General features: G+C 64.8%; 14 protein-coding genes and 1 tRNA gene. 7 read left to right on the top strand and 8 right to left on the bottom strand.

What is annotated here, in order from left to right; all coding sequences use genetic code 11:
* The 3 genes from AC1DVM_RS19550 to pyk all read left to right on the top strand — a co-directional run.
* Window positions 1–507, top strand: a 507-nt coding sequence (locus AC1DVM_RS19550) for a DMT family transporter (protein WP_477257182.1), incomplete at its 5' end; no start/stop codon positions are given.
* 199 nt (window positions 508–706) lie between these two features.
* A complete protein-coding gene (locus AC1DVM_RS19545) occupies window positions 707–1,198 on the top strand; it encodes a DUF1036 domain-containing protein (protein ID WP_477257180.1) in 492 nt (163 codons plus the stop codon).
* 2 nt (window positions 1,199–1,200) lie between these two features.
* On the top strand, window positions 1,201–2,637 hold the full coding sequence (gene pyk, locus AC1DVM_RS19540) for a pyruvate kinase (RefSeq protein ID WP_477257178.1): 1,437 nt from the start codon (window positions 1,201–1,203) through the stop codon (window positions 2,635–2,637).
* Between the two features lie 4 nt (window positions 2,638–2,641).
* Here the strand turns inward: pyk and AC1DVM_RS19535 are convergent, their stop codons facing one another.
* From AC1DVM_RS19535 to cpdR, 5 genes are all read right to left on the bottom strand, one after another.
* Complete coding sequence (locus tag AC1DVM_RS19535) at window positions 2,642–3,619, bottom strand: alpha/beta fold hydrolase (protein ID WP_477257176.1); 978 nt, start codon at window positions 3,617–3,619, stop codon at window positions 2,642–2,644.
* Between the two features lie 36 nt (window positions 3,620–3,655).
* The gene (locus tag AC1DVM_RS19530) at window positions 3,656–4,267 is read right to left on the bottom strand and encodes a tetratricopeptide repeat protein (protein ID WP_477257174.1); all 612 of its coding nucleotides are present in this window, start codon (window positions 4,265–4,267) and stop codon (window positions 3,656–3,658) included.
* A gap of 80 nt (window positions 4,268–4,347) precedes the next feature.
* The gene (ykgO, locus tag AC1DVM_RS19525; protein WP_150941987.1) at window positions 4,348–4,473 is read right to left on the bottom strand and encodes a type B 50S ribosomal protein L36; all 126 of its coding nucleotides are present in this window, start codon (window positions 4,471–4,473) and stop codon (window positions 4,348–4,350) included.
* A gap of 45 nt (window positions 4,474–4,518) precedes the next feature.
* Window positions 4,519–4,593 (bottom strand) — tRNA-Val (locus AC1DVM_RS19520).
* Window positions 4,594–4,682: 89 nt separating this feature from the next.
* Complete coding sequence (cpdR, locus tag AC1DVM_RS19515) at window positions 4,683–5,039, bottom strand: cell cycle two-component system response regulator CpdR (RefSeq protein WP_477257184.1); 357 nt, start codon at window positions 5,037–5,039, stop codon at window positions 4,683–4,685.
* A gap of 173 nt (window positions 5,040–5,212) precedes the next feature.
* On the opposite strand from cpdR, the gene AC1DVM_RS19510 reads away from it, so the two are divergent.
* On the top strand, window positions 5,213–6,103 hold the full coding sequence (locus AC1DVM_RS19510; RefSeq protein ID WP_477257171.1) for an N-formylglutamate amidohydrolase: 891 nt from the start codon (window positions 5,213–5,215) through the stop codon (window positions 6,101–6,103).
* 167 nt (window positions 6,104–6,270) lie between these two features.
* Here the strand turns inward: AC1DVM_RS19510 and AC1DVM_RS19505 are convergent, their stop codons facing one another.
* Window positions 6,271–7,530, bottom strand: a complete 1,260-nt coding sequence (locus AC1DVM_RS19505) for an MFS transporter (protein ID WP_477257169.1) — start codon at window positions 7,528–7,530, stop codon at window positions 6,271–6,273.
* Between the two features lie 161 nt (window positions 7,531–7,691).
* Here AC1DVM_RS19505 and hisN point away from each other — a divergent pair, with 161 nt between their 5' ends.
* Window positions 7,692–8,474, top strand: a complete 783-nt coding sequence (hisN, locus tag AC1DVM_RS19500) for a histidinol-phosphatase (protein WP_477257168.1) — start codon at window positions 7,692–7,694, stop codon at window positions 8,472–8,474.
* On the opposite strand, the gene AC1DVM_RS19495 is transcribed toward hisN, so the two are convergent.
* Window positions 8,394–9,452, bottom strand: a complete 1,059-nt coding sequence (locus AC1DVM_RS19495; RefSeq protein ID WP_477257166.1) for an alpha/beta fold hydrolase — start codon at window positions 9,450–9,452, stop codon at window positions 8,394–8,396. The genes hisN and AC1DVM_RS19495 overlap by 81 nt on opposite strands.
* A 187-nt stretch (window positions 9,453–9,639) precedes the next feature.
* On the opposite strand from AC1DVM_RS19495, the gene AC1DVM_RS19490 reads away from it, so the two are divergent.
* On the top strand, window positions 9,640–10,101 hold the full coding sequence (locus tag AC1DVM_RS19490) for an Hsp20 family protein (protein ID WP_477257164.1): 462 nt from the start codon (window positions 9,640–9,642) through the stop codon (window positions 10,099–10,101).
* A gap of 52 nt (window positions 10,102–10,153) precedes the next feature.
* Here the strand turns inward: AC1DVM_RS19490 and AC1DVM_RS19485 are convergent, their stop codons facing one another.
* The gene (locus AC1DVM_RS19485) at window positions 10,154–11,230 is read right to left on the bottom strand and encodes a threonine aldolase family protein (protein WP_477257163.1); all 1,077 of its coding nucleotides are present in this window, start codon (window positions 11,228–11,230) and stop codon (window positions 10,154–10,156) included.
* Window positions 11,231–11,762: 532 nt separating this feature from the next.
* Between AC1DVM_RS19485 and AC1DVM_RS19480 the strand changes: the two genes are divergently transcribed.
* The coding region (locus AC1DVM_RS19480) for a glutamate synthase central domain-containing protein (protein WP_477257161.1) at window positions 11,763–14,404 on the top strand (2,642 nt) is incomplete at its 3' end.

Raw genomic sequence — 14,404 nt, 5'->3', positions numbered from 1 at the left:
ATCGTGGGACTTGTCCTTTGCCTGCTCGGGGGGGCGGCGCTGATCGGCCAGAGCCTGCAGGTCGACCCGGCCCGCATCCGCGGCGACATCTTCGGCATCTGCACGGCCTTCTTCTTCGGTCTCTATTTCCTGGCCGTCGGGCGCGCGCGCGACAGCGCGGGCGCCGCTCGGGTGACGTTCGAGGCCGGCCTCATCACCGCGGCGGTGCTTCTCCTCGTCGCCATCCTGTTCGATACGCGGCTCGTGCCGCATACGTGGCAGGGTATCGCGGCGCTGACCGCCATGGCCTTCATCAGCCAGGCGGGCGGGCAAGGGCTTCTGGCGGTGGCGCTCGGGCGGCTTCCGCCGGTCTTCTCGTCGCTTGTCATCTTCCTCGAGGCCATTGTCGCCGCCCTGTTCGGCTGGCTGATCCTCGGTGAAGCGCTGACGCTGATCCAGAGCCTCGGCGGGGCCCTGATCCTGCTCGGCATCTGGGCCGCGCGGCCGCGGCCGCCTTCGGCGCGGTGACGGCCTGCCGAGCCTGTCTCCTCTCCGAACAAGGGGTTTTGCCGCGCCGAAGCCTTCAAGGCGGCACTTTTCCCGAGCTTAGCCGGGATGAAATGCCGGCAGGGTCTTGATGCGGCCCGGCTTCTAGCCGACAAGGATTCCCCATACTCGTCGAAGCATTGTGCGATTTCTTCATCCTGAACGACCTGAACATACATCCATGACCGCCGCATTTTTCTCATCGGCTCCTGGCTGGCGGCGAAGTCTCGGCGTCGGCCGTCGTGCCGGCACCATTCTGGGCTTCGCCTTCGCTCTAGCGTCGGGATCGCTCGTGGCGGCGACGCCTGCGCGGGCGGATCTGCGCCTGTGCAACATGACGTCGAGCCGGGTCGGCATCGCGCTCGGCTACCGCGACGCGCAGGGCTGGGTGACGGAGGGCTGGTGGAACCTCAACTCGCGGGGTTGCGAGACCCTTCTCAAGGGGCAGCTCTCGGGCCGGTTCTATTACGTTTATGCGATGGATTACGACCGCGGCGGCGAATGGAGCGGCCGCTCCTTCATGTGCACGCGGGAACGCGAATTCACCGTGCGCGGAACCGAAGATTGCCTGGCCCGGGGCTTCGATCGCAGCGGCTTCTTCGAGGTCGATACGGGTGAACAGAAAAGCTGGACGATCCAGCTCACGGAAACGAACCGCCCAGGGGGGCAATGAGAATGAGACGCGGACGGCGCACGAAAATTTTGGCCACGTTGGGACCGGCTTCCGAGAATCCCGAAATGGTCGCCAAATTGTTTGAAGCGGGCGCCGACGTCTTCCGCCTCAACATGAGCCACCTGCCGCGCGAGAAGCTGCGCGAACGCGTCGCGATGATCCGGGCGGTGGAAGCGAAATTCAAGCGGCCCATCGCCATTCTGGCCGACCTGCAGGGCCCGAAGCTGCGCGTCGACATGTTCGAGAACGATGGCGTGACGCTCGTCAAGGGACAGGCCTTCACCCTCGATGCCAACAAGACGCTCGGCACCGCGAAGCGCGTGCATCTTCCGCACCCGGAAATCCTGTCCTCGCTCGAGCCCGGCCACACGATCCTGATCGATGACGGCAAGCTTCGCCTGCGCGTGAAGAGCGTGAAGGAAGGCTCGGCCCTGACCGAGGTGGAGGTCGCCGGCCGGATTTCCAACCGCAAGGGCGTCAGCCTGCCCGACACGGTGATCCCCGTGGCGGCGATGACCGAGAAGGACCGCTCCGATCTCGAAGCGGCCCTCGATGCGGGGGTCGACTGGATCGCCCTGTCCTTCGTGCAGCGTCCCGAGGACGTGGCCGAGGTCAAGAAGGTGGCGCAGGGGCGTGCGCTCGTGATGTCGAAGCTGGAAAAGCCTCAGGCGATCACGCGCCTCGACGAGATCATGGAAATCTCCGACGCCGTCATGGTGGCGCGCGGCGATCTCGGGGTCGAAATGCCGCTGGAAAAGGTCCCGGGCATCCAGAAGCTCATCGTCCGCACGGCCCGCCGTCTCGGCAAACCCGTTGTGGTGGCGACCCAGATGCTCGAATCGATGATCGTCGCGCCGGTTCCGACCCGCGCCGAGGTGTCGGACGTGGCAACGGCCGTCTATGACGGCGCCGATGCGGTGATGCTCTCGGCGGAGAGCGCCTCGGGCCAGTATCCGGTCGAGGCGGTCGCCACCATGAGCCGCATCGCCGAAGAGGTGGAGCAGGACCAGAGCTATTGGACGATCCTGCGGAGCCAGGCGACGCCGCCGGAGCAGACCGGCTCGGACGCCATCGCGGCCGGCGCGCACCAGATCGCGGATACGCTGGCGCTCAAGACCATCACAGCCTGGACCTCGTCCGGCTCGACGGCGTTCCGCATTGCCCGCGAACGCCCCAACTCGACGATTCTCGCTCTGACCCCCAATGCCGACACGGCCCGTCGGCTGGCCCTGGTCTGGGGCGTGCACCCCATCCGCACCAAGGATGCGAGCGACGTCGACGACATGGCGTTCCGCGCCTGCAAATTCGCGGTCCGTGAAGGCTTCTCGCAGGTCGGCGAGCGCATCATCATCGTGGCGGGCGTGCCTTTCGGAACGCCCGGCGCCACCAACATGGTGCGGGTCGCGTTCATCAGTCCCGAACACGCCGCCAAGGCCTGATTTCTCAATCCGCCCTGGCAGGGACCGCCATGCGGTCCGCCAGGGTGTCGATTTCACGACAAATGAGGTCGCCGCGCACATATTGCGGCATATGACCGATGCCCGGCAGGACGACGAGTTGGGCGTCGGGCACGTCCCGTGCGAACGAGCGGCTGTGCAGATCGGTCCAGACGACGTCGTCCGCATCGCCGCCGATCACCGTCGCGGGCATGCGGATTTCACCGTATCGCGGGCTTTGCCGCTCGACCGCCGCGTGGAGCACCGCGACGTCGCGGCCATTCGCCAGCATGGTGTCGGGCCGCAGGAGCAATCCGATCTGCGCGCGCCAGGTAAAATCCTCCGGCATGTCCTGCGGGGCGAAGCTCTGGGCGGCTACGGGCCGAAAGATCATGAGAGCAAGCGGCGTCGCAATGGTGGCGGTGACGAGCCGTCCGAAGGACGATGCCGCCAGCCGGTGATACCAGGAAATCTCGCCGCCGGGCCACGGATAGGTGGCGCCCGACAGGATCAGAATGCCGCCCGTGACGTCGGTGTGATCGAGGGCGAGACGAGCCACGATCGCGCCCGCCAACGAATGACCCGCGACGAGCGCCCGGCCAATGCCGAGTTGTCGAAGGGCATTGGCGATGACCCGCGCTTGATCGGCGGGCTCGGCCGATTCCAGCCCGGGTGCCCGCGCGCTGTATCCATGCCCCGGCCGGTCGAAGGCAATCACCCGGTAGCGATGGGTAAGCGCGTCGCCGAGGCCCAGCATCGATTCAGCCAGATTGGACGAGGCCCCGTGCAGCAGCACGATGGTGACCCCGGGCTCCCTTCCTGCGGGAGATCGGTCCACGTAATGCAGGCGAAGCCCGTCGACATCGAGGAACCGGCCGGTCGGCGGGTAGCGGGCCTCCATCAGCCGGGCGTAGAGGGCCGTGAAGATGGCGCAGCCAATGAGGAGAAACGCCGCGGCCACACCGATGACGAAAAGGCTTTTCATGCGTGGGACCGCAGCCGGATATCGCTTTTTTCCACTCTAGAGATCGAGCCCCTCGATCTCGTGCCCCAGCTTCTCGACGATCGGCTGGAGGCTGGAAATCTGCGGGTTGATCTTGAGGGCGCGGCGGAAGGCTTCGAGGGCCCGCGCCTTGTCGTCGCCGGCCATGAAGATCTGGCCGAGGCCCGCCCACGCGGCGTAATGGCGGGGTTCGAGCTTCAGGGCGCGGTTAAGATCCGCCATGGCGGCCACCGGATCCTCGAGCTGGTAGAAAACGGTCGCGCGCGTGTACCAGGCCGAGGCCCAGCCTGGCTGGAGCGTCACCACCCGGTCGAGAAGCTCGACCGCGAGATCGAGCTCCTTCTTCTCGACGGCCTGCGAAGCCCGATTCAACAGAAGGTCGGCGGTGTCGGACCCGGAACGGGACCAGCGGCGCTCGATCAGGCCCGCGATGCCTTGGGCCTCGATCTCGGTTTCGGCTTTCGCCAGCCGCTCGAACAGCGTGTCGAGGGTGACGGCGCGGGACGGGGAGCGGCTGGGCGGCTTGCGGGTCTGGCCCGGTGCATCCTCGGAACGGCGCGCACCCTGCGCCAGGGCCGCAGGCGCCGAAAGGCCGAGCAATGCGATCAGGGCAAGCACAAAAAAGCGCATACCGGGATCTTTGGGGATCCCGGTATGCGCCGTCAATTCATAAAACCGTGCGGCGGAACGTCGTCCGGCCGCGACGCAACTCAACCCTGGCGGGCCTTGTAGCGCTTCTGGGTCTTGTTGATGATGTACACGCGACCTTTGCGACGAACCAGCTGGTTGTCGCGGTGACGGCCGCGGAGCGACTTCAACGAGTTGCGGATCTTCATGTCCGGTCTCCTGCGGCCTCACGGGTAAGGCCGCCAATAAGCAAATGGTGGGCGCGACAGGGATTGAACCTGTGACCCCTACGATGTCAACGTAGTGCTCTCCCGCTGAGCTACGCGCCCGAGAAACGGCGATTTTGCGCCCCGTTTCGGGTGTGGAGCGCGATATACCGGCTAGCGCGCGGGTGCGCAAGCCGTGAGGGCGACCTTTTTCAGGCGGCCATCATTTTATCGACTTCATCCACCAGATCGCGCAGGTGGAAGGGCTTCGAGAGCACCTTCGCGTCGCGGGGCGCCTGCGAATCCGGGTTCAGGGCGACGGCGGCGAAGCCGGTGATGAACATCACCTTGATCTCCGGGTCGAGCTCGGTGGCCCGGCGCGCCAGCTCGATGCCGTCCATTTCGGGCATCACGATGTCGGTGAGGAGAAGCTCGAAGGGTTCCTCCCGCAGCCGGTCATAGGCCGAAAGACCGTTGTCGAACGACGCGACCTCATAGCCGGCGTTCTGCAGCGCCTTCACGAGGAAGCGGCGCATGTCGTTGTCGTCTTCGGCAAGAAGGATCTTCATCAGCCGCAAGCCCCAAATCGTCTCGATGTATCGCCTCTTCATGACGGGTCCGGGTAAATAACCCGTGAAAAACCTGCGCTCCCGCGCGAGCATTGTCGTGGACAGATCGGGCCGCTGGCTTAAACTGGCCCGATACCACGATTGGTGGAAAGCCAGCAAAGCCAGTGTCCCGGATGCGTCCAGCCATCATCGACGAGTTCGACCCCGCTTTCGTCATCATCGAGCCGCCGGCGCAGACGCTGCCCCTCGTGTTCAATATTCCGCATGCGGGGGCCATCTACCCGTCCTCTTTCCTGGCCCAGTCGCGCCTCGACGCCTTGGCGCTGCGGCGCTCGGAGGATGCGTATGTGGATGCGCTTTTCGCACCCGCGGCCGAGCTTGGCGCTCCCCTGATGTCGGCGCAGTTTCCGCGCGCCTATCTCGATCTCAACCGGGAGCCGTACGAGCTCGATTCGCGCATGTTCGACGGACGCATTCCCTCATTCGCCAATACTCGCTCCATGCGCGTCGCCGGCGGCTTAGGGACGATCCCGCGGATCGTCGCGGACGGACAGGAAATTTATTGTGGACGCCTTCCGGTGGATGAGGCCCTGCGGCGGATCGAATGGCTCTACAAGCCTTATCACCGGATGCTCCGGCAGCTCGTACGGCGCACCGCCCAGACGTTCGGCGAAGCAATCCTGATCGACGGGCATTCGATGCCGTCGAGCAGCGTCAATCGCGACGAGGGCGCCAAAGCCGACGTGGTGCTGGGTGACCGCTACGGGACGAGTTGCGCGCCGGTGCTGACCGACCTGATGGAAGCAGCCCTTCGGGGGCGCGGCTACACGGTGGTCCGCAACAAGCCGTATGCGGGGGGCTTCATCACCGAGCATTACGGAGAACCCGCCCTCGGGCGGCACGCGCTCCAGATCGAGATCAACCGGGCGATCTACATGGAGGAGCGGACGCTGGAGAAGAAGCCCGGCTTCGCCACGCTCGCGGCGGACCTCCAGCACGCCTTCCGGCAGGTGATGGACGATCTGGGTGGCGAAGTGACCCCCCACAGAATCGCCGCCGAGTAGTCTCGCAGACCAATGCCGGCAGAAAAAAAGGCCGCCCTTGCGAGCGGCCCGAAGTTTAGGGAGGAAACGCCCAAGAAGGGCAACGGTAGGACGACGCCAATCGCCATACCGCAATGCACAAAATATAGATGCAGCGCACAAAACGCAACAACATTTTATCGGTTTTTCTATGCGTTCCGCGCATGCCTGCTAGGATGCGGGTCGACGGCCCGCGTGTAGAAGGCGAGGCTGACCAGGAGCCAGACCGCCAAAGCGGCGAAGACCAGCCGGTATCCCTCAGGGAGATAGACACCGATAGACGAGCGCCCGACGGCATCCATCAGCACGCCGGTCACGCTCTGGGACAGGAACGCGCCGCCGATGGCCCCGATATTCATCAGGGTGATGCCGCGTCCGGTGAGATTGGGCGGAAACAGTGACTTGCCGTGCGCCGTCAGGATGGGCGTGAAGGCCACCGCGAAGCCGAACAGGCCGAACCAGACGGTTGCCGCGGTACGGTCGATCGGAAAGACCGCCAGAACGATCAGCAGGATGGCGCTCACCAATCCGCCCGCCAGCACCGGACGCTTGTAGCTGCCCCAGAACCGATCCATGGCGCCCCATGCGAAAAGACCGATCATCTGCGCGGTCGCGCCGAGCAGCAGGATGTTGCCGCGAACCGAGTGGTCGGCACCATGAACGTCCGTGAGATAAGGGCCGCCCCACAGGCCGATCATGGTGGCAAAACACGAATAGGCGGTGAGGTGGACGAAGAAGACGGGCCAGAACGATCTGACCTTCAGGCATTCGCCGACGCCCCGAAAGGCCGAGGCCCAGCTCTCCACGCCGGTCTTCTGGCGCGAATCGCGCGGGACCGCGACCACGACGGCAATCGCGACGACCACCACGAGCGCCGCCACGCCCAAAAAGGTCTCCCGCCAGCCGATGACCGCCGCCGAGGCGGCAAGCGGGGCGGTCGCCGCGAGCGTCCCCAGATTGGCGAAACCCATCTGGAGGCTGGTCAGGCTAGCGAAGCGCTCGGGCGGGAAGCGGCGCGCATAGATCAGCAGGGGCGCCATGAAGAAGGTCGAGCATCCGAGGCCCATGAGCGCCCGCGCGGCGATCAGCGTGGTGGCGGAGGGCGCCATCGCGAACAGGAGGGTGCCCGCGGCAGCCAGCACAGCGGTCGCCAGCATGGTGTTTTTCGGACCGTAACGATCCATCGCGATCCCGACGGGGATCTGCGCCGCCGCGAAGGAGAAGAAGAATGTGCTCGACAGGAGCCCGATCTGGGTCGCCGACAGGGCCAATTCACCCGCGAGGTCGCCGGCGATGACGCCGACCGAATTGCGCAGGAACTGACTGAGGGCATAGACCGCGATGAGGGCCGTGATCAGAACGTAAGCCGTTTYGCGTTGCCGCACGGCCGTAGGAGAAGCCAAATTCATTCTTGTTATTGTCCGATCAGGTGCCAGGGGTCACTTGCCCGGGCGAATGCGCTTGATAAAAGCGGAAGGCGGACGGCACGCCAAGGGAGTTGGCGATTAAATTTGTCACCTCTCGCGCAAATCGGCAAAGTCGCCGCGAAATACGAAGGATTAACCCCGCCATGGCGGTCATCGACTTCTCGCAATTCGTCAATGAGCTCGCGACCGTGTCCGGTCAGGCCATCATGCCGTTCTTCCGGACGGCCATCGCCACCGACGACAAATCCCGCGGCGGGGACTTCGACCCGGTGACCGAGGCCGACCGGGCCGGCGAATCGACCATGCGGCAGATTATCAAGCGATCGTTTCCGACCCACGGGGTCGTGGGCGAGGAGTTCGGGAACGAGCGGGAGGACGCCGAATATGTGTGGGTGCTCGATCCCATCGACGGCACCCGTGCGTTCATCGCGGGCCTGCCTACCTGGGGCACCCTCATCGGCCTGTCCCGCAACGGGCAACCGGCCTTCGGCATGATGCACCAGCCGTTCACCGGCGAACGCTTCTTCGGCGATGGCGGCCGCTCGACCTATCAGGGCCCGGGCGGCGAACGCCAGCTCCGGACGCGCCGCTGCGCCTCGCTCAAGGACGCGATCATCTCCACCACGAGCCCGAAGCTCTTTGCGGGCGACGAGTTGCGGGCCTATGACCGGGTCGAGAGTGTCGCCAAGCTCGCGCGCTACGGCTGCGATTGCTACGCCTATTGCATGCTGGCCGCGGGGCACGTCGACCTCGTGGTCGAATCCGGCCTCAAGCCCTACGACATCGTGGCGCTGATCCCCATCATCGAGGGCGCGGGCGGCATCGTTACGTCATGGGACGGCGGATCAGCCGCTCAGGGCGGGCGTATCGTCGCGGCCGGCGATCGCCGGGTCCATGCCGCCGCCATCGAACTCCTGAGCCGTTAGGACGGCCGGCTCCGGGTTCGGCTCGAAAGTCCCGTCGGGCGTTCCGGGGATGAAGGCGTCGAAGGCGGCCCAGAACTGTTCGCGGATGTCGTCCGTCTCCATCAGGATCTCATGCCGTGCACCCGGAATCACAATGGCGTGGCCTGCCTTGAGCCTTGCGGCAAAGCGTTCCGTTGCGGGCGTGGCGCAGACCGGGTCGGCACCGGCGGCGATCACCATCGTCGGAAGGCGGATCTTCGGCGCGTAGCGCGCATCGGTGAAGCGCTTCATGAAGCGGTAGGACGAATCGAGCCACGAGACCGTGGGCGCGCCGATGGCTCCGTCGCCGATGGCCTGTGCCGCATGCGCATTACGGGCATAGCGGACCGGATCGCCGGTCAGCCGATTGCCCTTGAAGGGCTTCGTGGTGATCGATGTCGCGCCGCCGCCCGGCACGAAAGCCTTGCCGAAACCCAGCCACCGCAGGATCCGCATGAGGAAGGCGGTGGCTCTTGCGTAAGGAACCATCGCGATCGCGATCATGGGCGTGGTGGTGACCAGACGGCGGAACGGCAGCCAGCTCTCATAGGCGGCGCCGAGAGCGATCGCTCCGCCCATGGAATGGGCCAGCGCAAAATGCGGCGCCGGCATGAACGGAACCAGCACCTGGTCGCGGATCGCCTCGATATCGCGGCGGAAATCGGCGAACCGGCGCACATGCCCTTTCCGGGCATTCCTGACCTGCCGCCCGGACAGCCCCTGCCCGCGCCAATCGAAGGCGGCCACCGCGAAGCCGCGCTCGAGCAGTTCGCCGATCACCTCGTAGTATTTCTCGATGAATTCGGCCCGGCCCTGGAGGATGCAGACCGTGCCCTTTCGGCTGCCGCCTTCGGGAAGCCAATAGGCGGCCCGCAGTTTCAGGCCATCGCTGGTTTTCACTTCCACCAGGTGCGGGTGCGGCGGGAGCGGGTTGTCCGGAGTGGCCAGAAGTTGAAGCACGGCGGGGTTCTCTAAGCGGCGCGAAGTGCCTTTATAGGGGCAATTCTCGCGTTGACCATCCGCCTCTTGACACCGCTCCCGGCCGTTCCCAGATCACAATCGTGCCGGCCTCATGGCGGCACATCCCGCGGCCCAGCCCATCGTGGTGGTCCGTTTTCTGCATGTTGCTTCTAATGGAGGATATGCCATGCGACAGTTCGATCTTGCTCCCCTCTACCGCAATACGGTCGGCTTCGACCGCCTGTTCGCGCTTCTCGACCAATCGGTCGGCGTCGACGCGGCCCCGACTTATCCGCCCTACAACATCGAGCGCACCGGTGAGAATGCCTACCGCATCACCATCGCGGTGGCCGGTTTCACCGAACAGGATCTCGCCATCGAGGTAAAGGAAAATTCCCTCTCGGTGCGAGGCGAGAAGAAGCCCGCCGAGCCGCGTAAGACCGAATTGCTCCATCAGGGCATCGCGGCGCGCAGCTTCGAGCGACGTTTCCAGATCGCAGACGGCGTTCAGGTGACAGGCGCCAGCCTTGAGAACGGCTTGCTTCACCTCGATCTCGTGCGCGAGATTCCGGAGGCGAAGAAGCCGAAGCTGATCCCGATTTCCACGCCCGCGGCCGGGCCCACCATCGAGGCCAAGCAGGCGGCGTAATCGTCCGGCGTTTTTCGAGGCGCCCCGGTCTTCCGGGGCGCCTTTTTGATGTCTATTCGGCAGCCTGCCGCCCGGTTGCCGATGCGGCCACTTCGAGCAGGCGGGCGATGTCCGCCTCGGTCGTGGCGAACGACACCACCAGCCGGATCAATTCCTCGTCCGCACCGATGCGCTCCTCCGGCGGCAGGCTGATTTCCGTCCAGGTCAGGTAACGGGCGCCAGCTTCCTGCAGCGCCGCGTGGACGCGGTTCGGGACCACCGGAAACACCTCGTTGGCCTCCGTGGGCCAGCCGAGCCTCACCCCGGGCAGCCGGAGCAGCCCATCCGACAGCCGCTTCGCCATCAGGTTGGCGTGGCGGGCGTTATCGAGCCAATGATCCTCGGCGAAATAGCCCTGAAATTGCGCCGCGATGAGACGCCCTTTCGAGATGATCTGGCCGGCCCGCTTGGCGCGGTAATCCATCGCCTCCGCAAGAACCGGATTGAACACCACGATCGCCTCGGCCATCAGGCAGCCGTTCTTGGTCGCACCGAAGGACAGGATATCGACGCCCAGCTTCCAGGTCATGTCCGCCGGCGTGCAGCCGAGCGAGACCAGCGCGTTGGCGAAACGGGCGCCGTCCATGTGGAAGAAGAGCCCATATTCGCGGCAGACCGCGCCGAGCGCCGCGATCTCCTGCGTCGAATAGACCATCCCGCATTCCGTGACCTGCGAGATCGAAAGCGCCTTGGGCGGCATCTGTTTGACGGCTTTGGGCAGGCTCTTGAGATAGGCGGTCAGGGCCTCGGGCCGAATCTTGCCGCCGACACCGGGAAGGCCCTTGAGCTTTGCCCCGTGCATGAAAAATTCGGGCGCGCCGCATTCGTCGTCGATCACGTGCGCCTCCTCGTGACAGACGCACAGCCCCCAGGGGGGAACCGCCGAGGCCAGGGCCAGCGCGTTGGCGGCCGTGCCCGTCGTCACCAGGAAGACCGCCACATCACGGTCGAAGATGTCGGCGAAGCGCGCCTTTATGCGCGCGGTCAACTCGTCGTTGCCGTAGGCTGGCATCGCTCCCGCATTGGCCTTCATCAAGGCTTCCATGACAGGGGCGCTGGCGCCCACGATGTTGTCGCTGGCAAAATTCATCGAAAACACTCTCCTTCGGCGCAGCACCCTGCCGCCTGCGCTTCTCATGTCAAGGACATTGACCTATCGGCGAAGTCTTTCGCGCCGACTCGAAAAATCGTGGGTTTGTTGCACAGCGGGCGCATCCGGCGAAATTTTTAGCTAAAACTTCGGCGCACCCTCTTGTGCGTTGCGGTGAAGTCTGCCAGTTTGCCTGTCATTAGGACAGCCATGCTGTCCCATTTGAAGCGCGTGCGCTTCTCGCCCTTGGGATATTGTTTGATGCTTCGCCAGACGCGAACGAAACGAGACACCACGAACGCCGCCCCCAAAACGTGGGCGGGACGGGCTAATCTCGGCTGACAACAGCCCGGTGAGCCCGCGAGGAGCGGGCGCCAGTCAAGGAACCCGACCCTCCAAGACCAAGAACGGCGGGCGACGGGATCCAATTCTCCCACAGACCCAAAGCCGCCGCGATTGCTGCCATGATGTGTCTGAGCGGATGTGAGGATCTGGAATGAGCCGAGGACCTGAAACGAGTCGGAGTGCTGCCATGAGCGAGGCGTCCATCGAGAGCCTGCCGATCGCCGTTCGGTCACGCCATGAGGGTGCTCCCGACACCGCACCTTTCGGCCGCGATCCCGCCTTTCCGCCGGCCCAGGGACTGTATGATCCCGCGCGCGAAAAGGATGCCTGCGGCGTCGGTTTCATCGCCGACATGAAGAACCGCAAGACGCACACCATCGTCGAGCAGGGCCTGCGCATCCTCGAGAACATGGACCACCGCGGCGCGGTGGGCGCCGATCCGAAGAGCGGCGACGGCTGCGGCATCCTCGTGCAGATCCCCCACCGCTTTTTCGCGGCCGAATGCGCGAAGCTCGGCATCTGGCTGCCCGACGAGGGTGAATACGGCGTCGGGCACCTGTTCATGCCCCGCGACCCCGCGGGCGTCGCCCTCGTCGAAGAGATCGTCAACAAGGCGATCGCCGCCGAAGGATTGCAGGTGCTGGGCTGGCGCGAGGTGCCGGTCGATTCGAGCGACCTCGGCGAGAGCATCAAGGCCGGCGAGCCGCTGCACCGGCAGATCTTCGTCGGCAAGGGCAAGGCGTCGGACGACGAGGAGGCTTTCGAGCGCAAGCTGTTTCTCGCCCGCAAGGTCATCTCCAACGCCGTCTACGACATGAAGGACGCGCGCACCTCCGGCTATTACCCCGTCAGCCTGTCGTCGCGCACCATCGTCTACAAGGGCATGGTGCTGGTGCACCAGCTCGGCAAATACTATCTCGATCTGCAGGACCCGCGCTTCGAGAGTGCGCTCGCACTCGTCCACCAGCGCTTCGCCACCAACACCTTCCCCACATGGCAGCTCGCGCATCCCTATCGCATGGTCGCCCATAACGGCGAGATCAACACGCTGCGCGGCAACGTCAACTGGATGGCGGCGCGGCAGGCTTCCGTCGATTCGGATTTGTTCGCCAACGATATCTCCAAGATCTGGCCGATTTCCTACGAGGGCCAATCCGATACCGCGTGCTTCGACAACGCCCTCGAATTCCTCGTGCGCGGCGGCTACTCGCTCACCCACGCGATGATGATGCTGATCCCCGAAGCATGGGCCGGCAACCCGCTGATGGGCGAGGATCGGCGCGCCTTCTACGAATATCACGCTGCTCTCATGGAGCCCTGGGACGGCCCCGCCGCCGTCTGCTTCACCGACGGCAGGCAGATCGGCGCGACGCTCGACCGCAACGGCCTCCGCCCGGCGCGCTATCTGGTCACCGATGACGGGCTCGTGGTGCTCGCCTCCGAGATGGGCGTCCTGCCGATTCCCGAGGAGAAGATCGTCGAGAAGTGGCGGTTGCAGCCCGGCAAGATGCTGCTCATCGACCTCGATGAAGGCCGCATCGTCTCGGATGACGAAATCAAGCAGCAGCTTTCCAACGCCCACCCCTACAAAGAGTGGCTGAAGCGCACGCAGATCGTGCTCGAAGACCTCAAGCCCGTGCAGGCGCGCGAGTCGCGCACCGACGTGTCGCTGCTCGATCGGCAACAGGCCTTCGGCTACACCCAGGAAGACCTCAAGCTGCTCATGCAGCCCATGGCCGTGACTGGCCAGGAAGCGGTCGGCTCCATGGGTTCCGACACGCCGATCTCGGCGCTCTCCGACAAGCCGAAACTGCTTTATACGTATTTCAAGCAGAACTTCGCGCAGGTCACGAACCCGCCGATCGACCCGATCCGCGAGGAGCTCGTCATGAGCCTCGTGTCGTTCATCGGCCCGCGCCCGAACATCCTCGATCTCGAAGGAACCTCGCGCCGCAAGCGGCTTGAAGTGCGCCAGCCCATCCTCACCAACGAGGATCTGGAAAAGATCCGCTGCATCGGGCATTTCGAGGATCGCTTCGACACCAAGACTCTCGACATCACCTACCCGTCGGAGCTCGGCGCGGAAGCGCTCGACGGCGCGCTCGACCGGCTTTGCGACCGCGCCGAAGCCGCGGTTCACGGCGGCTACAACATCATCATCCTGACGGACCGCATGGTGGGTCCGGACCGCATCCCGATCCCCGCTTTGCTCGCAACGGCGGCGGTGCACAATTACCTGATCCGCAAGGGCCTGCGCACCTCCGTGGGCCTCGTGGTGGAATCCGGCGAGCCGCGCGAGATCCATCACTTCGCGTGCCTTGCCGGTTACGGCGCCGAGGCGATCAATCCCTATCTGGCCTTCGAGACGCTTCTCGCCATGAAGGACGAGATGCCGAAGGAGGTGGACGAGGACGAAATCGTCCAGCGTTACATCAAGGCCATCGACAAGGGCCTGCTCAAGGTGATGTCCAAGATGGGCATCTCCACCTACCAATCCTATTGCGGCGCGCAGATCTTCGATGCGGTCGGCCTCAGGTCCGATTTCGTCAACCGCGACTTCTTCGGCACCGCCACCATGATCGAAGGCATTGGCATGGAGGAGGTGGCAGTCGAGAACGTGCAGCGCCACCGCGACGCCTTCGGCGATGCGCCGATCTATCGCCATGCGCTCGATGTGGGCGGCGAATACGCCTATCGGCTGCGCGGCGAGGAACACGCCTGGAACCCCGATACGGTCGCGACGCTGCAGCACGCCGTTCGCCTCAACGCGCAGGACCATTACCGCGAATTCGCGAGGCTCGTGAACGAGCAGGAAAGCCACCTCAAGAC

The organism is Microvirga sp. P4_A5 (genome assembly GCF_056402495.1).
The sequence above is the reverse complement of the archived record's forward strand: the minus strand, read 5'-3'. Positions and strand labels throughout refer to the sequence as shown.